A 20,115-nucleotide genomic window follows, 5' to 3' on the forward strand; every position below is an offset into this window, starting at 1 on the left:
CGCGCCTCAGACGGCGGCGACGGCTTCGTTGAGGGCGTGCCGGTGCGGCACACCGTGGAATCGTGCGCGGACGGCTCCGGAGCCGTCGACGACGAAGGTCGTCGGCGTCTGCAGCACCTTGTAGCGCGCCGAGAGGTCAGGGCGGTGCGTCAGATCGACTTCGATGTGGCGGAGGCCCTCGTGGTCGGATGCATAGGCGTCCAGCATCCGCCTCACCTGCGGGCAGCGCGCGCACATCTCCGTGCTGAACTGCACGAGGGTCGCGCGCGAACCCAGTTCTGCCGCATCAGCATCCGTCGGATCGAACCGCAGAGCACCTCCGCCGCGAAGACGACCGTCTCGGCGACGCAGCACGACGCCGATGATCGTGGCGAGCGCGAGGAGCGCTGCCGCGACTCCCAAGGCGAGCGCTGGCGACATGGATCGAGAGTACGTCGCAGCGAGGGGTATCCGGGCCGATGTTTCGGACGATGACGAACGGCACGCGAGCGGGCGGTCATCTGCCCGGCATCGACGGGGGAAGGTATCGTGGCTGTCATGAGCGCAGCCGTCCCGACCCCGTACGAAGACCTTCTCCGTGACGTGCTGGAGACCGGCACGCACAAGTCGGATCGCACGGGCACGGGGACGACGAGTGTCTTCGGCCGGCAGATCCGCTTCGACCTGTCGAAGGGCTTCCCGCTGATCACCACCAAGCGGGTGCACTTCAAGTCGATCGCGTACGAGCTCCTCTGGTTCCTGCGGGGCGACTCCAACGTGGGTTGGTTGCAGGAGAACGGCGTCACCATCTGGGACGAGTGGGCGGATGCCTCCGGCGACCTCGGGCCGGTGTACGGCGTCCAGTGGAGGTCGTGGCCCACGCCCGGCGGCGAGAGCATCGACCAGCTCTCCGACGTGATCGAGCAGATCCGGAAGACGCCTGACTCCCGGCGCCTCATCGTCTCGGCGTGGAATCCTGCCGACATCCCCGACATGGCGCTCGCGCCCTGCCACGCGCTCTTCCAGTTCTACGTCGCCGACGGAAAGCTCTCCTGCCAGCTCTATCAGCGCAGCGCCGACATGTTCCTCGGTGTGCCGTTCAATATCGCCTCCTACGCCCTGCTGACGATGATGGTCGCGCAGCAGGTGGGGCTCGAGCCCGGCGATTTCGTCTGGACGGGCGGGGACTGCCACATCTACGACAATCACCTCGAGCAGGTGCAGGAACAGTTGAGTCGAGAGCCCTTCGAGTACCCGACGCTTCGCATCACGCGGACGCCGGAGTCGATCCTCGACTACCGCTACGAGGATTTCGTAGTGGAGGACTACCAGCACCACGCGCCGATCCGCGCGGCGGTGGCGGTATGAGCTCGGCGCCGGCCGTAACCATGCAGGTCGGTCTGATCTGGGCGGAAGCGGGCGGCGGCGTGATCGGCGCCGAGGGCGGGATGCCCTGGTACGTGCCCGAGGATCTCGCGCACTTCAAAGAGGTGACGCTCGGGGCCCCTGTGGTGATGGGGCGCAAGACCTGGGACTCGCTGCCGGAACGATTCCGTCCTCTCGAGGGTCGCGAGAACATCGTGATCACGCGGCAACAGGACTGGAGTGCCGACGGTGCGCGACGCGCGGCGAACGTCGCTGAGGCGGTTCGCGGCCTGGATCGCGTCTGGATCATCGGCGGCGCGGAGATCTTCCGCCAGGTGATTGGCGACGCCGACCGGCTGGAGGTCACCGAACTCGATCTCGCCGTCGACGGAGACGCATACGCGCCCTCCAAGGCCGGATGGCGGCTCGTCGACGAGGGGGAGTGGCAGACCTCGCGGACGGGCGTCCGCTACCGCTTCCTGGGCTACGCGCGCTGATGCCCACCGCACTGATCACGGGGGCGAGCGCAGGGCTCGGGGCCGAGTTCGCGCGCCAGCTCGCCCGTCGCCGAGCCGACCTGATCCTGGTGGCGCGGACGGAAGAGGCGCTCGACGCCGTAGCCTCCGACCTGCGGCGTGAACACGGCGTCGCGGTCGAGGTGCTCGTGGCCGATCTCGCTGAGGAGTCGGGCGTCCAGAGGGTCGCCGCACGCCTGCAGGATGCCGCGGACCCGGTGGACCTGCTGGTGAACAACGCCGGATTCGGCTTGCCGCTGCGGTTCGCCGACAACGACATCGACGACGAGGTGCGGCATCTGAGGGTGCACGTCGAGGCCTCGATGCGTCTGCTGCACGCCGCGCTGCAGTCGATGCGGGGTCGGGGCGGCCGCATCATCAACGTGGCGTCCGTCGCGGGCTTCATCTCGCGGTCGACGTATTCCGCGTGCAAGTCGTGGCTGATCGGCTTCAGCCGCTGGGCCAACGCCGAGTACTCCCGCGACGGCGTCTCCGTCACCGCGGTGTGCCCCGGCTTCACGCACACCTCCTTCCACGAGCGCATGGGTCTTCCCGTGGGCCAGGAGGGTGTGCCGGGGTTCATGTGGCTGAACGCCCGCGACGTCGTCCGAGAAGGGCTTCGCGATGCGGCGCGCGGCCGGTCGGTGTCGATTCCTTCGCTGCGGTACAAGGCGCTCGTGGCGCTGACCCGAGTTCTGCCGAGCGCGGTCACCTCGGGCGTCGCGCGCCGGGGCCGAGTCTGAGAGCGAGGGACGCGGATGGGGTGGTTCAGCAGGAAGAAGAATGATCCACAGGATGCGAACGAGCTGCTGCGCCGGTACAACGAGGCGGAAGCAGCGCGGATCTCCGGTCTCACCAGCGGGTCGACGATCTCCACCGCAGCACCGACATTCGTCAGCGCCGGTGGAGCATCGGCCGAACTCGCGGTCGAGGACGTCTTCACGATCACGGGACGCGGCCAGGTCGCGATCGGCACGGTGACCATTGGGACGATCCGGGTCGATGACGACGTCGCGGTGCTCCGCGACGGAGCCCAGATCTCGCGCACGGCGATCACCGGGATCGAGATGTTCCGCAAGCGCGCGAACGAAGCATCCGCCGGCGCCATGGTCGGCGTGCTCCTGCGCGACAGGATCGACGTGAGCCGAGGAGACGTCATCCGGGTGACCACGTCTGCGTGAGCATCATCCGAACCGATACGCTGGTGGCATGACGCACTCGGGCAACCCTTTCGGACAGGTTCTCGTCGCGCTCGTCACTCCGATGACGGCCGACGGCGAAGTCGACTGGCCCGCCGTCGAGAAGCACATCGATGACGTGATCACCGCAGGCGCGGACGGCATCGTCGTGACGGGAACGACCGGCGAGACCTCGACCCTGACAGACCCCGAGAAGCTCAAGCTCGTCGAGGTCGGGAAGTCGGTGTCCGCAGGCCGCGCCAAGATCATCACGGGCGGCGGATCCAACGAGACCGCGCACGCGATCGAGCTCTACAAGGCCAGCGAGAAGGCCGGCGCCGACGGCATCATGATCGTCACGCCGTACTACAACAAGCCGACCCAGGCCGGCATCCTGACGCACTTCCGCATGGTGGCCGACGCCACCGACCTGCCGGTGATCCTCTACGACATCCCGGGCCGCACGGGGGTGCCGATCAAGTACGAGACGATCGTCCGCCTCGCGAAGCACCCCAACATCCTCGCCGTGAAAGACGCCAAGGGCGACTTCTCCGAGGTCAGCCGGGTGCTCAACCAGACCGACCTGATGTACTTCTCGGGCGACGACGCCAATGTGCTGCCGCACCTCGCGATCGGCGCTGCCGGTCTGATCGGCGTCACGGCGAACGTGGCGCCCGGTCCCTATCGCACGATCATCGATGCGGTGAACAATGGAGATCTGGCCACGGCGACCGCGGAGCACAAGCGTCTCGAGCCCCTCGTGCGCGCCGTCATGACGCACGTGCCGGGCACAGTCGCGGCGAAGTACATCCTGCACGGCCTCGGGCGCATCTCGAGCCCGCGCGTGCGTCTGCCCCTGGTCGGCCCCGAGGAGTGGGAAGCCGCGCTCATCGAGGACGAACTCGATCTGGTCAAAGACGTGCCCGGCGCCGATTTCTCGAACTTCCGACCCGACCGCAATGCGGCCGCGGGTGGTGCACTGCCCAAGGTGCACGGCACGACGCGCTGAGGCGCGTCGCCATGAACGAACGGACGCGCACAGTGTCCGACTGAGGAGACAGCATGTCCATTCCCCTGTCAGAACCGTCAACCCTCGACGAAGGAACGCTGCGGGTCATCCCGATCGGCGGTCTCGGCGAGATCGGCCGGAACATGACGATGTTCGAGTACGACGGCAAGATCCTGATCGTCGACTGCGGCGTGCTCTTCCCGGAGGAGCACCAGCCGGGCGTCGACCTGATCCTGCCCGACTTCGAGCCGATCCGCGATCGCCTCGACGACATCGTCGGCGTGGTCCTCACACACGGGCACGAAGACCACATTGGCGCGGTTCCGTACCTGCTGCGCCTGAAGAGCGACATCCCGCTGATCGGCTCCGGGCTCACGCTCGCGCTCGTCGAGGCGAAGCTCAAGGAGCATCGCATCAAGGCGTTCACCCTCACGGTCACCGAGGGCCAGGAGGAGCGGGTCGGCCCGTTCGACCTCGAGTTCGTCGCGGTGAACCACTCGATCCCGGATGCTCTCGCCGTCGCGATCCGGACCCCCGCCGGCATGGTGCTCGCGACCGGCGACTTCAAGATGGACCAGTTGCCGCTCGACGGCCGCATCACCGACCTCCGCGCCTTCGCCCGTCTCGGCGAGGAGGGGGTGGACCTGTTCCTGGTCGACTCCACGAACGCCGACGTCCCGGGGTTCACGCCCACCGAGCGGTCGATCGGACCGGTCCTCGACCAGGTCATCGCCAAGGCGCCGCGTCGTGTCATCGTGGCGAGCTTCTCGAGCCACGTGCATCGCGTGCAGCAGGTCATCGATGCGGCATACGCGAACGGCCGCCGGGTGGCGTTCCTGGGGCGCAGCATGGTCCGCAACATGACGATCGCCGAGCAGCTGGGCTATCTGAAGGTGCCGTCCGGCGTGCTGATCGACTACAAGAAGGCCCGGGATCTTCCCGACGACCAGATCGTGTACATGTCGACCGGATCGCAGGGTGAGCCGATGGCTGTCCTGAGCCGTATGGCCAACCTGGATCACGCGATCGAGGTGAGCGAGGGGGACACCGTCATCCTCGCCTCCAGCCTCATCCCCGGCAACGAGAATGCCGTCTATCGCGTGATCGACGGACTCACCAAGCTCGGTGCGAACGTCGTGCACAAGGCGAACGCGAAGGTGCATGTCTCCGGTCACGCGGCCGCCGGCGAACTCATCTACTGCTACAACATCCTGAAGCCGAAGAACGTGCTCCCGGTCCACGGTGAGTACCGCCACCTCATCGCGAACGCGAAGCTCGCGCAGGACACCGGGATCCCGGAGTCGAACACGATCATCGCCTCGAACGGCACGGTGATCGATCTCAAGGACGGCGTCGCGAAGGTCGTCGGCCAGTTGGATCTCGGCTTCGTCTACGTCGACGGCTCCACGGTCGGCGAGATCACCGACGCCGACCTCAAGGATCGTCGGATCCTTGCGGAAGAAGGCTTCATCTCGGTCATCGTCGTGGTGGATGCCGCCACGGGCAGCATCATCTCCGGACCCGAGATCCACGCCCGCGGAGTCGCGGAGGACGACTCGGTGTTCGATGACGTGACGCCGAAGATCGTTGCGGCTCTCAAGGAGGCCTCGGGCAATGGCGTCCGCGACACCCATGCGCTCTCGCAGGTGATCCGCCGGACGATCGGCCGCTGGGTGAACCAGCGCCTTCGTCGCCGGCCGATGATCGTGCCGCTCGTCATCGAGGCGTGAGTCCGGCACGGAAACGGACGGCCGCACTCACGGCTGCCCGTCATCCGGCCGTAACAGCCGCCGTCTAGGCTCGCGTCATGTCCACGGGCTTCTCCCTCCGTCCGGCTGCGCAGCCCGACGGCGTCTTCCTCGGCGACATGCTCGTCGAGGCCGCCAATTGGCGCGCCGGGGGAGTGCGGCCGCGACATGAGGTGCTGACGTCGCCTGATCATCGTCGGTATCTCGTGGGCTGGAAGCGTGGTGCCGACGACGGCCTGATCGCCGTCGGCGAGGACGGCGTACCGGTCGGAGCTGCCTGGTACCGGATGCTTCCGCAGAACGAGCCGGGTCTCGGATTCGTCGGGGTGGCCGTTCCGGAACTCATCATCGGCGTCAACCCGCACTGGCGCGCCCGTGGCGTGGGCCGCGCCCTCCTGCGCGGAGTCGTGCAGTTGGCGGGAGCGCAGGGGCACGCCCGGATCAGCCTGAGCGTCGAACGGGACAACTTCGCGCGCAACCTCTACCGGTCCGAGGGATTCAGCGTCTCGGGACAGAGTCTGCTCCGTGACACCATGGTGCGCCGCACCAACTGACCGGATCGACTCGGATCGCCGGAAAGCCGCGTCATTACGCGGAAATGTCGGCGTCTCCGCGTAACGTGAGAGCATGGCCAGGAGTTCCACGAAGACTGCGAGCGCGTCGAAGAGCGCGCCGTCGCGCCCCAAGCGGCAGACGGCTCCCAAGGCCCAGCCCGCTCCCAAGAAGTACATCGACGAGCAGGACAAGCCGCCCGTCGCGGTGCGGGCGTGGACTGGTCTGGCCCACGGCGTCGGAGGGCTGTTCCGCGCATTCGGCCCGGAGACCTTGGAGAAGGACGACCGGCGAGACGGCTTTCCGTTCCTCCTGGTGCTGCTCGCTGTCGCGGGCGCGGTCAACGAATGGTTCTTCATCGGCAACGAGGTGGCCGCGAACATCAGCGCCTACTCTGTCGGCGGGTTGATCGGGCGCGTCGCGTTCGTCATGCCGGTGCTGCTGCTGCTGCTCGCAGGCTGGCTGTTCCGTCACCCGTCCTCGGTGCACGACAACGGTCGTATCGGGATCGGTTTCGGCCTGTTCATCCTCACGCTCGCGGGCATCTGCCATGTGGCCGGCGACCGCCCGCAGCCGAAAGAGGGCATGCTCGCCCTCAGCGAGTCCGGCGGACTCTTCGGCTGGATGCTGGGGCAGCCCCTCACGTATCTGACCGACATCCCCGCTTACCTCGTGCTGGCGCTGTTCGCGGCTCTCAGCGTCCTGATCCTCACGAAGACCCCGCCGAACCGGATCGGCGCGCGCCTCGGCGACCTGTATGCCTGGATGTTCGACGCCGAGCGCGCCGAGAAGCCGGCCAAGGATGCGGCGGCGATCGATGACGCCGACAAGAGCGACGATCCCGATGTCCTGCCGTGGTGGCGGCGGAACAAGACCGGACGGGAAGAAGATCCCGACGAAGGCACCCTCGGGTCGGACGACATCACGGCCCTGCTCACCACGTCGGATCCGACGCCCGCCTACGATCAGGCCGTGGTCGTCGAGAACCCGTACGACGCAGCCACCGAGGTGCTCTCCGATGTGCGTTCGGTCACCGATTCGCTCGCGGAGCAGCAGGCCACAGCCCTCCTCGACGATGAGTCCGACACCGGGGAGATGCCGGAGCTTCCGGGCCTCGACGGATTCGGTACCGAGGGACCGGGAGAGCGTGGACCGCAGGCTCCCGTCGCGCCCTACATCCTTCCCTCACCGGGACTCCTGGTCGAGGGGCCGGCTCCTGTCGTGCGATCCGAGGCGACCGACAAGGTGATCGAGCAGATCACGAGCGTCCTGTCGCAGTTCAAGGTCGACGCGAAGGTGACCGGATTCTCGCGGGGTCCGACGGTGACGCAGTACGAGGTCGAGGTCGGCCACGGCGTCAAGGTCGAGAAGATCCTCCAGCTCAGCAACAACTTCGCCTATGCCGTCGCCTCCAACGACGTCCGCATCCTCTCGCCGATCCCCGGAAAGAGCGCGATCGGCATCGAGATCCCCAACGCCGACAAGGAGATGGTCGCGCTCGGCGATGTGCTTCGCTCCACGGCGGCGCAGAAGAGCACGCATCCGATGACGATCGGCGTCGGCAAGGACGTCGGCGGCAACATCGTGATCGCCAACCTCGCGAAGATGCCCCACCTGCTCGTGGCGGGTTCGACGGGTTCCGGTAAGTCGAGCTTCGTGAACTCCATGATCACGAGCCTGCTCATGCGGGCGCGGCCCGCCGACGTGCGCATGGTCTTGATCGACCCGAAGCGTGTGGAGCTCACCAGCTACGCCGGTGTCCCGCACCTGATCACTCCCATCATCACGAACCCGAAGAAGGCGGCTGAGGCGCTGCAGTGGGTCGTGAAGGAGATGGACATGCGGTACGACGACCTCGCGTCGTTCGGTTACCGCCACATCGACGACTTCAACCGTGCAGTCCGAGCGGGTGAGGTCGAGTTGCCGGTGGGCAGCGAACGCGTGCTCAAGCCGTACCCGTATCTTCTTGTGGTCGTCGACGAGCTCGCTGACCTGATGATGGTCGCTCCGCGTGATGTGGAGGACTCGATCGTCCGCATCACCCAGCTCGCACGAGCATCCGGCATCCACCTCGTCCTCGCCACGCAGCGACCGAGCGTCGACGTCGTGACCGGACTCATCAAGGCGAACGTTCCCTCTCGTCTCGCCTTCGCGGTGACCAGCGTCACGGACAGCCGGGTCATCCTCGACAGCCCCGGCGCCGACAAGCTGATCGGTCAGGGTGACGCCCTGTTCTCCCCGATGGGATCCTCGAAGCCGTTCCGTCTGCAGGGCGCCTGGGTCGACGAGAAGGAGATCGACGCGGTCGTCAAGCACGTCACACGCCAGGCGCGACCCGACTACCGTCCCGACGTGCAGGAAGCCCTCGAACCGACCAAGAAGAAGGAAGTCGACGAGGACATCGGCGACGACCTCGAGCTGCTGCTCGCCGCCGCCGAGCTCATCGTGTCGTCGCAGTTCGGCTCGACGTCGATGCTGCAGCGCAAGCTGCGCGTGGGCTTCGCGAAGGCCGGCCGACTGATGGACCTGCTGGAATCCCGTGAGATCGTCGGCCCGTCTGAGGGCTCGAAGGCGCGCGATGTGCTCGCCACGGCGGAGCAGCTTCCCCAGGTGATGGCAAAGCTCCGCGGCGACGACACGCCTGCCGCACAGCCGGCGCCCCCGGCGATGCAGAGCGCATCCGCGCCGAGCCACCAGGATCCGGTCGAGGCCCAGTTCAGCAATCTTCCCGTTGTGGAGGCCGAAGGCGATGAAGACGCCTGGGGCCTGACGGGTCGCGACTGATGGCGATTCCGCGGCAGCTGCCCAACGCCATCACCATCGCGCGGATTCCCCTCGCGGTCGTCTTCTTCGTGCTGCTCCTGCTCGGGGGCACCTATGGGCTCCCGGAACAGGGGCTCCGCTGGGCCGCCGGCATCCTGTTCATCTTCGCCATCTCGACGGATTGGGTCGACGGGTACCTGGCCCGCAAATACGACATCGTCAGCGACTTCGGCAAACTGTGGGATCCCATCGCCGACAAGCTCCTCACCGGCGCCGGCTTCATCGGCCTGGCGATCCTCGGTGAAGTCGAGTGGTGGATCGTCGCCATCATCCTGGTCCGCGAGTGGGGCATCACGATCCATCGCCTCATGGTCGCCAGCGAGCACGTCGTCGCGGCCGCCTGGATGGGCAAGATCAAGACTGCCGTGCAGGGCGTAGCCCTCGGTTGGGCGCTGCTTCCCCTGCACGTCTTCATCGGCCTCGGCCCGTGGACCATCATCACGGCCGTCCTGATGATCATCGTCCTCGTGCTCACTGTCGCGAGCGGCATCGACTACATCGTCGCGCAGCTGCGCGGTTCCCGGAAGAAGTGATGAACGCCACGCGGGCGGCCGACCTGCTGACCGCGTTGAAGCGCAGGGGCTGGACGTTGGGGGTCGCCGAGTCGCTCACCGGCGGCGCGGTCTGCGCAGAACTCGTCTCGGTACCGGGCGCCTCTGCTGTGCTGCTCGGAGGGGTCGTGGCTTACGCGACTCCCGTGAAGCACAGCCTGCTCGGCGTCGACGACGACATCCTGTCGCAGCACGGCCCCGTGCATGCCGGCGTCGCGCTGCAGATGGCGCTAGGGGTGCGGGCAGCTGTGAGTGTCGGAGGAAGGGCGGCGGATGTCGGGATATCCACGACGGGTATCGCCGGGCCTGACTCTCCTGACGGCCAGCCCGTCGGGACGGTGCACCTCGGAATCGTCACGCCGGACGGATCGTGGACGCGGGAGCTCCATCTGGACGGCGATCGCGCCGCGATTCGAGAACAGTCGGTCGTCGCGGTGCTCGACGCGCTCTTCTCGACGCTCGGGGAATAGTCGCCACGGGGCGTCGGTTATGACCAATGTGCTCACATTCAAACCACAGAGTGCAGGGGTAGATTCTGTCCACGCCAGGAGGGTTAGACTGGCTTTCTCACTGAGGGAAACCTCGAGGTATCGAACGGGGAGGAGGTTCCGATGATTCTTGTACGACAGGAAATCGGCGATGTGCTGAGGGACTTCCGCCTGCAGAAGGGGCGCACGCTCCGGCAGGTCGCGAGTAAGGCGTCGGTCGCGCTGGGCTACCTCAGCGAAGTCGAACGGGGTCAGAAGGAGGCATCGAGCGAAATTCTCGCTTCGGTCGCCGACGCTCTCGACGTTCCCATCTCGACGATCATGCGCGAAGTCGGCGATCGGATCTCGGTTCTCGAGGGTATCCAGGTGTTCCCCGATGTCGTCCCGGACGACCTGGTCGCATCGATCGAGCCCGAGCTCTCGCTGCGCTGATCTCCGACTTCTTCGAGAGACAGCATGCGTCGCAGTGAATTCCTTCGCGCCGTCGAGACCGAGTTCCAGGCGCGCGCGGCATCGTTGATCAACGATCTCGTGCTCTCGGCATTGGGCAACAGGACCGCCGTCGAGGCCCTCGCTGACGGTGCGCCGCCCCGCGACATCTGGCTCGCTCTGTGCGTCGAGATGGATGTGCCGGAGAACCGCCGGCACGGCGCCGGTCGCCAAGAGCCTCGGCGACGCTGAGTCCTCGCTCGTGTTCTAAGACTGCGGGAACTCGACCGGCTGATAGCGGCGTGTCGTCGAAGATGTGTTCGAAACGAGCGTAGTGTTCTGCACAAGTGGTCACTGAGGTTCGTTCCGCACAATCGGTGGATTGCCCGACGCAATGTCGGTGGGTCCTTCTACGGTGAAGAACAGGCCAAAGAGCCATACGCCTTGTCGGAGAGTTGCTCCCAGTCGGAAGCGCCGCGGCAGCCTACAGGCGGCACCACGCGAGCAGAAGGAGCAGAACATGCCATCACCCGCCGACCGCGAGAAGTCCCTCGAGACAGCACTCGCCCAGATCGACCGCCAGTTCGGCAAGGGGTCCGTCATGCGGCTGGGCAGCGACGATCGCGCCCCCGTCGCGGTCATCCCGACCGGCTCCATCGCCCTCGACGTCGCGCTCGGCGTCGGAGGTCTTCCGCGTGGCCGCATCGTAGAGATCTACGGCCCGGAGTCCTCCGGTAAGACGACTCTCACCCTGCACGCGATCGCCAACGCTCAGCGCGCGGGAGGCATTGCCGCGTTCATCGATGCCGAGCACGCGCTCGACCCCGACTATGCGGCCAAGCTCGGCGTCGACATCGACGCTCTGCTGGTGTCTCAGCCCGACACGGGTGAGCAGGCTCTCGAGATCGCCGACATGCTCGTGCGCTCCGGAGCGATCGACCTCATCGTCATCGACTCGGTCGCAGCTCTCGTGCCTCGTGCCGAGATCGAGGGTGAGATGGGTGACTCGCACGTGGGTCTGCAGGCCCGCCTCATGTCGCAGGCGCTGCGAAAGCTCACCGGTGGGCTGAACCAGACCAACACGACGATGATCTTCATCAACCAGCTGCGCGAGAAGATCGGCGTCTTCTTCGGTTCTCCCGAGACAACTGCCGGCGGTAAGGCTTTGAAGTTCTACGCCTCGGTGCGACTCGACATCCGTCGGATCGAGACGCTCAAGGATGGCACCGATGCGGTCGGAAACCGCACCAGGGTCAAGGTCGTGAAGAACAAGATGGCCCCGCCGTTCAAGCAGGCCGAGTTCGACATCCTCTACGGCATCGGCATCTCGCGTGAAGGTAGCCTGATCGACTTCGGTGTCGAGCACAACATCGTGAAGAAGTCCGGCTCCTGGTACACCTACGACGGCGATCAGCTCGGACAGGGCAAGGAGAACGCGCGCACGTTCCTGCTCAACAATCCCGATATCGCACTCGCCATCGAGACCCAGATCAAGCAGAAGCTCGGCATCGGCGGGCAGACTGCCGCCGCCGAGGCGACTGACGAGCTGGCCGAGCGCCGCCCGGCCTGATGAATGACACACGTGGGGGCGATTCCGAGCGGGTCGCCCCCATCATTCCTCTCTTCGGTAAGAAGGCGGCAGCGGCCGACTCTCTGATTCAGATGACGCCCGCCACGCGTGCAGAAGATGCTTCCGACGTGGTCACGCCCCAACAGGCGGGCGATACAAAGCTGTGGCGGTCGACATGGGACGCGCCGGATCGGTCGGTTGATGAAGCGGGCACGCCGAGCGACCGTCATCCTGCCCGAGGCGCGGCGGCGCGGATGACTGCATCCGCGCAGGGCGGGGCAGATCTGTCCTCACAGAAGATGTCTTCGTCGAACACGTCATCCGTCAAGAGCGTGCCGCCGCGGCTTCGTGCACTGCGCGGTGTCGAGGAAGACGAAGCTGATGACGCACGCTCTCCGGATGAGATCCGCGCCTCAGCCGAGGAGGCTCTGCTGCGCAAGCTCAGAACCAAATCGCTCTCGATTTCCGAGGCTCGTCTAGTGCTTCGAGGGCACCAGCTCGATTCCGGCCAGATCGACGACGTGATCGATGACTTCTGCCGACGCAGCTATCTCGACGACGCGGTGCTCGCCGAGCTTCTGGTCACGTCGGGCGTCGAGCGGAAGGGGCAGGGGCGCGTCGCTCTCTCTCGCGCGCTGTCGCTGCGGGGGATACCCCGCGAGGTGATCGACGCCGCGCTCGATGAGCTGCCCGACGACGACTCGGAGCGCGCGCTCGACTTCGCGCGGTCGAAGGCACGATCCATGGCCAGGCTCGACAACGACACGGCGCTGCGCCGTCTCGTGGGGCAACTGTCGCGTCGCGGATACAACGGTGCCGTGGCGATGAATGCGGCGAAGTCCGCGCTGCGAGAGGTCTCATCAGGGGGACCTTCCTCGGGGGTCCGCTTCGTGGATTCCGACTGAACGGCGCCGCTCCTGCACCGGTCATCCGCTCGTACAATGGGATCATCATGACTATCCCTCGTAGCGAACCGACGATCATCACTGCCTCGTCGGCGGCCATCGACGTCGACGGCCGGCAGCGCTCCTATGAAGTGCGCACCTTCGGGTGCCAGATGAACGTGCACGACTCGGAGCGTCTGTCCGGATCGCTGGAGAGCGCCGGCTATGTCCGAGCCGTCGAGGGCTCCGAGGCAGACGTGGTGATCATCAACACGTGCGCGGTCCGCGACAACGCCGCGGGAAAGCTCTATGGCACCCTGGGGCACCTCGCGTCGGTGAAGCGGCGCAAGGACGGCATGCAGATCGCCGTGGGCGGATGTCTCGCGCAGATGGACAAGCAGGCGGTCCTCGACAAGGCGCCATGGGTCGACGTCGTCTTCGGTACGCACAACATGGGATCGCTTCCCGGGCTGCTCGAGCGCGCGCGCCACAACGGCGACGCCGAACTCGAGATCCTCGAATCGCTCGAGGTCTTCCCGTCGACGCTGCCGACCAAGCGCGACTCGGCGCACAGCGGATGGGTGTCGATCTCGGTCGGCTGCAACAACACCTGCACGTTCTGCATCGTCCCGAGCCTGCGCGGCAAGGAGAAAGACCGCCGACCCGGCGACATCTTGAATGAGATCCGACTGCTGGTCGAAGACGGTGCGATCGAAGTCACACTGCTCGGGCAGAACGTCAACTCCTACGGCGTCGAATTCGGCGACCGACAGGCCTTCGGCAAGCTGCTGCGTGCCGCGGGAGAGATCGAGGGCCTGGAGCGCATCCGGTTCACGAGCCCGCACCCCGCGGCCTTCACCGACGACGTCATCGACGCCATGGCCGAGACCCCCAACGTGATGCCGCAATTGCACATGCCGCTCCAGTCGGGCAGCGATCGCATCCTCAAGGCGATGCGGCGTTCTTACCGCAGCGAGAAGTTCCTCGGCATCCTCGATCGTGTGCGGGAACGAATCCCGCACGCCGCGATCACCACGGACATCATCGTCGGCTTCCCCGGAGAGACCGAAGAGGACTTCGCGGACACGATGCGCGTGGTCGAGCAGGCACGCTTCTCCAGCGCCTTCACGTTCCAGTACTCGATCCGCGAGGGCACCCCGGCCGCGACGATGGAAGATCAGGTTCCCAAAGACGTCGTGCAGGAACGGTACAACCGCCTGCTCGCGCTCCAGGAGCGCATCTCCCTGGAAGAGAACCAGAAGCAGGTCGGTCGCGAGGTGGAAGTGCTCGTGTCGACCGGCGAAGGCAAGAAGGATGCGGAGACGCATCGTCTCACCGGTCGTGGTGAAGACAATCGCCTCGTCCACTTCGAGCTCACCGCTGGTTCCGAGCTGCCGCGTCCGGGCGACGTGGTGACCGTCACGATCACGCACGGCGCCCCGTTCCATCTGCTGGCCGACGACCCGACAGGGGAGCCGCTGCGAATCCGCCGCACGCGCGGCGGAGACGCCTGGGACCGCGGGCAGGCGGAGTCGTGTGCGGTGCCTTCGCCCACTGTGGATGGCGGGCCGCGAGCGGTCTCCCTCGGCCTCCCGACCCTCCGCGTCGGCGTGTGACCCGACGCACCCGACTCTGGGCCGTCGTCGGCGCGACCGGTACCGGCAAGAGCGATCTCGCGCTGAACCTCGCAGAGACGTTGCGCAGACAGGGGAACCCTGCGGAGATCGTGAATGCCGACGCCATGCAGCTCTACCGCGGCATGGACATCGGTACAGCGAAACTCCCCGTGGCGGAACGACGCGACATCCCGCATCACCTCCTCGACGTGCGGGACGCGGATCAGGACGCTGCCGTCGCCTGGTACCAGCCGCAGGCTCGCGCTGCCATCACGGCGATTCACCAGCGCGGCGGCGACGCGATCCTGGTCGGAGGTTCAGGCCTCTACGTCTCGAGCGTGATCTACGAGTTCCATTTCCCTCCTCGCGACCCGGCAATCCGCGAACGGCTCGAACGCGAACTCGAAGCCGACGGCTCGTCAGCACTGCTGGCGCGGCTCCGCGAAGCCGATCCCGCCACAGCAGATCGCGTCGATCCGCGCAACAGCCGCCGTATCGTGCGGGCCCTCGAGGTTCTCGAGCAGGGGAGCGCCACGCATGGTGCCGCGCTTCCCGAACGGCCGGTGCTGTGGCACTCGGCGGCTCGGGTGATCGGGTTGCACGTCGATCGTCCGGCGCTCGTCGAGCGTCTCGACGCGCGAGTCCGGCGGATGTGGGCTGACGGCCTCGTCGATGAGGTCGCGGCTCTCCGGGCGCGCGGACTCGAGCGTGGGGCGACCGCAGGGCGGGCGATCGGCTACGCGCAAGCACTCGGGCAGCTCGACGGACGACTCACCGAGAGCGAAGCGATCGCGGAGACGCAGGCCCTGACCCGCCGGTACGCGCGACGGCAGGTGTCCTGGTTCAAGCGCTACGGGGAGATCGAGTGGCACGATGCGCCGGGCGACGCGGCGGCGATTCTCGAGAGCGAGTCCGCGACCGAATGATGTCGGTGGCTGCTGGCATCCTGGGCGCATGACGACCCACTTCTTCACCGCGTCCAGTCTCGACGGATTCATCGCCACCGCAGACGACTCTCTCGACTGGTTGCTCAAACAGGACATCGACCACGACGGCCCCATGGCCTACCAGGGTTTCGAGAAGACCATCGGCGCGCTCGCGATGGGTGCCACGACCTACGAATGGGTGATGCGCCACGAAGAGGGTCGATGGGATTACATTCAGCCGACCTGGGTGTTCACGCACCGTGAGCTCGATATCGCAGAGGGCGCCGACGTCCGCCTCACTCGCGACGACGTGCACAGCGTGCACGAAGAGATGAGCAGAGCGGCCGGCGGCAAGGATCTCTGGATCGTCGGGGGAGGAGACCTCGCCGGCCAGTTCGCCGACGCGGGTCTGCTCGACGAGGTGTGGGTGCAGTACGCGCCGGTGACCCTCGGCTCGGGGGCTCCACTGCTGCCGCGCGCGCTCGATCTCGAACTCCTGGAGGTCGCCCGCAATCGCAACTTCCTCTGCGGCAGGTACCGCGTGCTGCGCGACGCGGAGGCGGCGGGCGAAGCACTTCCGCGCAATCCCTAGACTGGGCACATGGTCGCATTCACCAAGGGGCACGGCACGGGCAACGACTTCATCATCATCTCCGACCCCGACGGCGAGCTCGATCTGTCGGTGGAGCAGGTGGCTGTGCTCTGCGACCGCAACTTCGGGATCGGCGCCGATGGCATCCTGCGGGTGGTCCGTTCTTCCGCGATCGCAGACGGAGCAGCCTCCCTCGCCGAGGAACCAGACGCGGAATGGTTCATGGACTACCGCAATGCCGACGGATCGATCGCCGAGATGTGCGGCAACGGCATCCGTGTCTTCGCGCACTTCCTCGTGCGGTCCGGGCTCGCGACGATCGAACCAGGGTCCACCCTGCCGATCGGCACGCGCGCCGGGGTCCGCGACGTGACGAGGAGCGCCACCGGGTACCAGGTCGACCTCGGGCGATGGAAGCTGTCCGGTGACGATCCTCTCGTGCGCGTAGACGGGCTGACGGTCACGCGCCCCGGGCTCGGAATCGATGTCGGCAACCCGCACGTCGTCGTCGCACTCGCGTCAGAGGCGGAGCTCGCCGCGATCGAGCTCCACCGGGCGCCCGATCTCGACCCGCTGCTGCCTGCGGGGGCGAACGTCGAGTTCGTCGTCCCGGAAGAACCTCTGGTGCGCAACGGCATCGGACACGTGCGGATGCGGGTGTTCGAGCGCGGCGTGGGCGAGACCCTGAGCTGCGGTACCGGGGTCGCGGCGACCGCTCTGGCCGTGAGGTTCTGGGCCGGTGAGCAGGCGCCGAACAACTGGCAGGTGGAAGTTCCCGGCGGCACGTTGAGCGTGCGCATGTTCCCCGCCGAAGACGGCGAGCACGTCGCGCTGGCCGGACCTGCGCAGCTGGTGTTCCAGGGTGAGGTCGACCTCGTCAGCTGATGACGATCGGCTCCGTCTGAGGGGTGCCGTGCTTGCGGACCTTGAGGATGCGATACCCCTTGCCGGTCGCGGTGCGGAAGACGCTGTATCCCGGGTGGAAGGTCGCGCCGATCCACCGCTGCAGCGAATCGGCACCGAGGTTCCGCTGCACGACGAGCCACGCATCGCTGCGATCATCGAGCCGCGGGATCCAGCGCTCCAACAGGCCGTGCAGCTCGTTCTTCCCCACGCGGATCGGCGGGTTCGAGCGGATCGTGCGGAAGGTGACGTCGTCGGGAACATCGTCGGGCAGTGAGGCGTTGACATTGGTGAGGCCAAGACTGGCGGCGTTGCGGCGCACGAGGTCGAGGGCTCGCTCGTTCACGTCGACGGCCCACACCGTCGCGTGCGGGGCGGCGAGGGCCATCGAGAGACTGATGGGCCCCCAACCGCTACCGAGGTCGAGAAGGTTGCCTCCCGGAGGCACCGGAGGCATGTTGGCGAGAAGCACTGCGGTGCCGGCATCCAGCCGATCCGGGCTGAAGACGCCACCAGCGGTGGTGACATCCAGCTCTCGGCCTGCGAGCGACACACGGATCGAGCGCAGATTCTCGGGGCTTGCCGGGGCCGCAGTGAAGTAGTGGTCGGACCCCATACGGTGAGCGTACCGGACAGCCCGGGCTAAGGTTAAGGCTCGCAACGAAACCAGAGACAAGGAACGGATGACGGAGACCACGACACCCTCCACCGATGACGAGGCGCTCGACCGCGTACTCGCGAACGCAGAGAAGCGCTCCGAGGTGCGAGTTTTCGGCGCTGCTCAGGCCCTTCAAGATTCGTCCACCGCGTCGAATTCGACGACGGACGGCAATCAGTGGGACCTCGAGGATCGGCACGCCCTCCGCCGTGTCGGTGGACTCTCGACCGAACTCGAAGACGTCACCGAGGTCGAGTACCGCCAGCTGCGTCTGGAGAACGTCGTCCTCGTCGGCGTGTATCCCCAGGGCGCGCAGGAAGACGCTGAGAACTCCCTTCGGGAGCTCGCGGCCCTCGCCGAGACGGCGGGTGCTGTCGTGCTCGACGGCGTGCTGCAGCGACGACCGCATCCCGATGCGGCGACCTACCTCGGTCGCGGCAAGGCGCAGGAGTTGAAGGACATCGTCGCCGCGGTCGGCGCCGATACCGTGATCGCCGATACCGAACTCGCGCCCAGCCAGCGTCGTGCGTTGGAAGACGTCGTCAAGGTCAAGGTCATCGACCGCACGACCGTGATCCTCGACATCTTCAGCCAGCACGCGAAGAGCCGTGAGGGCAAAGCGCAGGTCGAGCTCGCGCAGCTCGAGTACCTGCTCCCGCGTCTTCGTGGTTGGGGTGACTCGATGAGCCGGCAGGCCGGTGGCCAGGTCGGCGCCGGCGGTGCAGGTATGGGCTCGCGCGGTCCGGGTGAGACCAAGATCGAACTCGATCGTCGTCGCATCCGCACCAAGATGGCGCTGCTGCGTCGCCAGATCCGCGACTACGGTCCGGCTCGCGAGGCGAAGCGCGCCGAGCGCAAGCGCAACACGATCCCTTCGGTGGCGATCGCCGGGTATACCAACGCAGGCAAGTCCAGCCTTCTCAACGCGCTCACCAGCGCCGGCGTGCTCGTCGAGAATGCTCTCTTCGCCACTCTGGATGCGACGGTCCGTCGTTCTGAGACGGCTGACGGCCGTGTCTACACCTTCACCGACACGGTGGGCTTCGTGCGCAACCTGCCGCACCAGCTCGTCGAGGCGTTCCGCTCGACGCTCGAGGAAGTCGGCCAGGCCGATGTCGTCCTGCATGTGGTCGACGCCTCGCACCCGGACCCTGCCGGTCAACTGCAGACCGTTCGCGATGTCCTCGGCGACGTCGGCGTCCGCGACATGCCGGAGATCGTCGTCTTCAACAAGGCCGACCTGATCGACGATGGCGAGCGTCTGGTGCTGCGTGGCCTGGAGCCGCACGCGCAGTTCGTCTCTTCGCGCTCGGGCGAGGGGATCGCTGAGCTGCGGGCCGCCATCGAAGAGGCGTTGCCGAAGCCTGCGGTCGAGGTGCACGCGGTCGTCCCGTACGATCGCGGCGACCTCGTCGCGGCGATCCACGAGACGGGCATGCTGCTGTCGGTCGAGCATCGCGAGGCGGGGACGGCTGTCCACGCGCGGGTGTCCGAGCGTCTGGCCGCAGAGCTGGCTCCGTTCGCCGACTGACGACGCCCCCTTCCTCTCGTCGGTTCAGCGGGCGAGGAAGCGCGCCTCGACGGTCGCAGAGATGACGATCTCGTCGGGCTCATACTCCATGGCCGGCGCAGCATCCGCGGAGAACGCACCAGCACGGGACTTCATCATCTCGAGGGCAGGCGCCGGCGGACCCGTGGAGATGAGACCGACGTCTGCGATCTCCAGTGGAGTGACCTCGCCCAGCCCCAGCGCGGCCGCGTAGGCCTGTGCGCGTGCGACGGCGACTCCGACGGCTTGCGCGGCGACTTCTCCCTCGACGCGTGCGATCGTCTCCGGCGTGAGGTGCCAGTTCACCCAGCCGACCTCGACGCCGTCCCAGGGCGAGACGTCCGACACCCAGATGGAGAGCTCGGAGGCTTCGGCGAATGTCGCGGTGAAGTCGATGCTTGCGTAGTAGACCGGAGCGAGGCGCTTGCCGTCGTTGTTCCATGGCCGCTCGGCGCGCACGGAGAGCCGCTTGCTGGTCCAGTCGACGACGGTTCCGGCATCCGCTCGTTCCGTGATGCTGCGGCGCACAGGTTCGGCGAGACGCATCACGTGCTCGACCACGGAGGTGCGCTCCGGGCCCTCGGCTCGCACGCTGACGCGGACGGTGGCGCGCTCCGGCGCGATGCGCGCCTCGTGCTCGCCGCGGACGGTAACCGTGACATCACTCATGGGGCGACTCTACGCCAGCCGACGGGGCACACGCGGAATGGCGGATGCGTCGCTGACGTTGTAGTCTGTGATGCTCGGGCAGTCACTGTCCGAGTGTGAAAACTACACAGT

20 protein-coding genes and 2 pseudogenes are annotated in these 20,115 nt (G+C 66.8%); 19 read left to right on the forward strand and 3 right to left on the reverse strand.

Translation table 11 applies throughout. The annotated features are described in order from the left end of the window. Positions 1 to 6 precede the first annotated feature (6 nt). Entirely contained in the window at positions 7 to 420 is a 414-nt protein-coding gene (locus V5D55_RS14620; RefSeq protein ID WP_435744281.1) for a thioredoxin family protein, read from the reverse strand. Between the two features lie 117 nt (positions 421 to 537). Between V5D55_RS14620 and V5D55_RS14625 the strand changes: the two genes are divergently transcribed. From V5D55_RS14625 to dapF, 18 genes and pseudogenes are all read left to right on the forward strand, one after another. Continuing rightward, a complete protein-coding gene (locus V5D55_RS14625; protein WP_435744283.1) occupies positions 538 to 1,347 on the forward strand; it encodes a thymidylate synthase in 810 nt (269 codons plus the stop codon). Then, positions 1,344 to 1,841 (forward strand): dihydrofolate reductase, encoded by a 498-nt coding sequence (locus V5D55_RS14630; RefSeq protein ID WP_435744285.1) that lies wholly within the window; start codon positions 1,344 to 1,346, stop codon positions 1,839 to 1,841. The genes V5D55_RS14625 and V5D55_RS14630 overlap by 4 nt, the downstream gene beginning before the upstream one ends. Then, positions 1,841 to 2,602: an SDR family NAD(P)-dependent oxidoreductase gene (locus V5D55_RS14635; protein ID WP_435744288.1), complete on the forward strand. Its 762-nt coding sequence runs from the start codon at positions 1,841 to 1,843 to the stop codon at positions 2,600 to 2,602. Before V5D55_RS14630 ends, V5D55_RS14635 begins: the two co-directional genes overlap by 1 nt. Positions 2,603 to 2,617: 15 nt before the next feature. Beyond that, positions 2,618 to 3,019: pseudogene (locus V5D55_RS14640) on the forward strand (EF-Tu/IF-2/RF-3 family GTPase); the annotation flags it as partial. 49 nt (positions 3,020 to 3,068) lie between these two features. Continuing rightward, positions 3,069 to 4,046: a 4-hydroxy-tetrahydrodipicolinate synthase gene (gene dapA / locus V5D55_RS14645; protein WP_435744291.1), complete on the forward strand. Its 978-nt coding sequence runs from the start codon at positions 3,069 to 3,071 to the stop codon at positions 4,044 to 4,046. Positions 4,047 to 4,099: 53 nt separating this feature from the next. Continuing rightward, positions 4,100 to 5,776 (forward strand): ribonuclease J, encoded by a 1,677-nt coding sequence (locus V5D55_RS14650; RefSeq protein WP_435744294.1) that lies wholly within the window; start codon positions 4,100 to 4,102, stop codon positions 5,774 to 5,776. Positions 5,777 to 5,853: 77 nt separating this feature from the next. Further along, entirely contained in the window at positions 5,854 to 6,348 is a 495-nt protein-coding gene (locus tag V5D55_RS14655) for an N-acetyltransferase family protein (protein WP_435744296.1), read from the forward strand. 73 nt (positions 6,349 to 6,421) lie between these two features. Further along, entirely contained in the window at positions 6,422 to 9,130 is a 2,709-nt protein-coding gene (locus tag V5D55_RS14660; protein WP_435744298.1) for a DNA translocase FtsK, read from the forward strand. Further along, complete coding sequence (gene pgsA, locus V5D55_RS14665) at positions 9,130 to 9,702, forward strand: CDP-diacylglycerol--glycerol-3-phosphate 3-phosphatidyltransferase (RefSeq protein WP_435744300.1); 573 nt, start codon at positions 9,130 to 9,132, stop codon at positions 9,700 to 9,702. The genes V5D55_RS14660 and pgsA overlap by 1 nt, the downstream gene beginning before the upstream one ends. Then, positions 9,702 to 10,190: a CinA family protein gene (locus V5D55_RS14670; protein WP_435744302.1), complete on the forward strand. Its 489-nt coding sequence runs from the start codon at positions 9,702 to 9,704 to the stop codon at positions 10,188 to 10,190. Before pgsA ends, V5D55_RS14670 begins: the two co-directional genes overlap by 1 nt. Positions 10,191 to 10,331: 141 nt before the next feature. Next, positions 10,332 to 10,640 carry a helix-turn-helix domain-containing protein gene (locus V5D55_RS14675; protein ID WP_046014377.1) on the forward strand — a complete coding sequence of 103 codons (309 nt, stop codon included), beginning with the start codon at positions 10,332 to 10,334 and terminating at the stop codon, positions 10,638 to 10,640. Between the two features lie 24 nt (positions 10,641 to 10,664). Beyond that, complete coding sequence (locus V5D55_RS14680; protein WP_435744305.1) at positions 10,665 to 10,889, forward strand: DUF3046 domain-containing protein; 225 nt, start codon at positions 10,665 to 10,667, stop codon at positions 10,887 to 10,889. Between the two features lie 268 nt (positions 10,890 to 11,157). Further along, a complete protein-coding gene (recA, locus tag V5D55_RS14685; protein WP_435744308.1) occupies positions 11,158 to 12,207 on the forward strand; it encodes a recombinase RecA in 1,050 nt (349 codons plus the stop codon). A 254-nt stretch (positions 12,208 to 12,461) separates the two neighbouring features. Beyond that, entirely contained in the window at positions 12,462 to 13,112 is a 651-nt protein-coding gene (locus tag V5D55_RS14690; RefSeq protein ID WP_435744311.1) for a regulatory protein RecX, read from the forward strand. Positions 13,113 to 13,159: 47 nt separating this feature from the next. Then, a complete protein-coding gene (gene miaB, locus V5D55_RS14695; RefSeq protein WP_435744314.1) occupies positions 13,160 to 14,707 on the forward strand; it encodes a tRNA (N6-isopentenyl adenosine(37)-C2)-methylthiotransferase MiaB in 1,548 nt (515 codons plus the stop codon). Then, on the forward strand, positions 14,704 to 15,633 hold the full coding sequence (gene miaA, locus V5D55_RS14700; protein WP_435744317.1) for a tRNA (adenosine(37)-N6)-dimethylallyltransferase MiaA: 930 nt from the start codon (positions 14,704 to 14,706) through the stop codon (positions 15,631 to 15,633). Before miaB ends, miaA begins: the two co-directional genes overlap by 4 nt. A 28-nt stretch (positions 15,634 to 15,661) precedes the next feature. Next, positions 15,662 to 16,225 (forward strand): dihydrofolate reductase family protein, encoded by a 564-nt coding sequence (locus V5D55_RS14705; RefSeq protein ID WP_435744319.1) that lies wholly within the window; start codon positions 15,662 to 15,664, stop codon positions 16,223 to 16,225. A 9-nt stretch (positions 16,226 to 16,234) separates the two neighbouring features. After that, positions 16,235 to 17,110, forward strand: a complete 876-nt coding sequence (gene dapF / locus V5D55_RS14710; protein WP_435744322.1) for a diaminopimelate epimerase — start codon at positions 16,235 to 16,237, stop codon at positions 17,108 to 17,110. Here the strand turns inward: dapF and V5D55_RS14715 are convergent. Further along, a complete protein-coding gene (locus tag V5D55_RS14715) occupies positions 17,103 to 17,744 on the reverse strand; it encodes a class I SAM-dependent methyltransferase (RefSeq protein ID WP_435744325.1) in 642 nt (213 codons plus the stop codon). The genes dapF and V5D55_RS14715 overlap by 8 nt on opposite strands. 292 nt (positions 17,745 to 18,036) lie before the next feature. On the opposite strand from V5D55_RS14715, the pseudogene hflX reads away from it, so the two are divergent. Further along, positions 18,037 to 19,317: pseudogene (hflX, locus tag V5D55_RS14720) on the forward strand (GTPase HflX); the annotation flags it as partial. A 24-nt stretch (positions 19,318 to 19,341) separates the two neighbouring features. On the opposite strand, the gene V5D55_RS14725 reads toward hflX, so the two are convergent. Continuing rightward, positions 19,342 to 20,004: an SIMPL domain-containing protein gene (locus V5D55_RS14725; protein WP_435744327.1), complete on the reverse strand. Its 663-nt coding sequence runs from the start codon at positions 20,002 to 20,004 to the stop codon at positions 19,342 to 19,344. Between the last annotated feature and the right edge of the window lie 111 nt (positions 20,005 to 20,115).

This window comes from Microbacterium sp. PMB16 (assembly GCF_051294855.1).
Lineage (GTDB): Bacteria > Actinomycetota > Actinomycetes > Actinomycetales > Microbacteriaceae > Microbacterium.

Coding starts and splice junctions, on each gene's coding strand:
- V5D55_RS14620 (WP_435744281.1), bottom strand. CDS start 420: ATGTCGCCAGCGCTCGCCTTGGGAGTCGCGGCAGCGCTCCTCGCGCTC.
- V5D55_RS14625 (WP_435744283.1), top strand. CDS start 538: ATGAGCGCAGCCGTCCCGACCCCGTACGAAGACCTTCTCCGTGACGTG.
- V5D55_RS14630 (WP_435744285.1), top strand. CDS start 1,344: ATGAGCTCGGCGCCGGCCGTAACCATGCAGGTCGGTCTGATCTGGGCG.
- V5D55_RS14635 (WP_435744288.1), top strand. CDS start 1,841: ATGCCCACCGCACTGATCACGGGGGCGAGCGCAGGGCTCGGGGCCGAG.
- dapA (WP_435744291.1), top strand. CDS start 3,069: ATGACGCACTCGGGCAACCCTTTCGGACAGGTTCTCGTCGCGCTCGTC.
- V5D55_RS14650 (WP_435744294.1), top strand. CDS start 4,100: ATGTCCATTCCCCTGTCAGAACCGTCAACCCTCGACGAAGGAACGCTG.
- V5D55_RS14655 (WP_435744296.1), top strand. CDS start 5,854: ATGTCCACGGGCTTCTCCCTCCGTCCGGCTGCGCAGCCCGACGGCGTC.
- V5D55_RS14660 (WP_435744298.1), top strand. CDS start 6,422: ATGGCCAGGAGTTCCACGAAGACTGCGAGCGCGTCGAAGAGCGCGCCG.
- pgsA (WP_435744300.1), top strand. CDS start 9,130: ATGGCGATTCCGCGGCAGCTGCCCAACGCCATCACCATCGCGCGGATT.
- V5D55_RS14670 (WP_435744302.1), top strand. CDS start 9,702: ATGAACGCCACGCGGGCGGCCGACCTGCTGACCGCGTTGAAGCGCAGG.
- V5D55_RS14675 (WP_046014377.1), top strand. CDS start 10,332: ATGATTCTTGTACGACAGGAAATCGGCGATGTGCTGAGGGACTTCCGC.
- V5D55_RS14680 (WP_435744305.1), top strand. CDS start 10,665: ATGCGTCGCAGTGAATTCCTTCGCGCCGTCGAGACCGAGTTCCAGGCG.
- recA (WP_435744308.1), top strand. CDS start 11,158: ATGCCATCACCCGCCGACCGCGAGAAGTCCCTCGAGACAGCACTCGCC.
- V5D55_RS14690 (WP_435744311.1), top strand. CDS start 12,462: ATGACTGCATCCGCGCAGGGCGGGGCAGATCTGTCCTCACAGAAGATG.
- miaB (WP_435744314.1), top strand. CDS start 13,160: ATGACTATCCCTCGTAGCGAACCGACGATCATCACTGCCTCGTCGGCG.
- V5D55_RS14705 (WP_435744319.1), top strand. CDS start 15,662: ATGACGACCCACTTCTTCACCGCGTCCAGTCTCGACGGATTCATCGCC.
- dapF (WP_435744322.1), top strand. CDS start 16,235: ATGGTCGCATTCACCAAGGGGCACGGCACGGGCAACGACTTCATCATC.
- V5D55_RS14715 (WP_435744325.1), bottom strand. CDS start 17,744: ATGGGGTCCGACCACTACTTCACTGCGGCCCCGGCAAGCCCCGAGAAT.
- V5D55_RS14725 (WP_435744327.1), bottom strand. CDS start 20,004: ATGAGTGATGTCACGGTTACCGTCCGCGGCGAGCACGAGGCGCGCATC.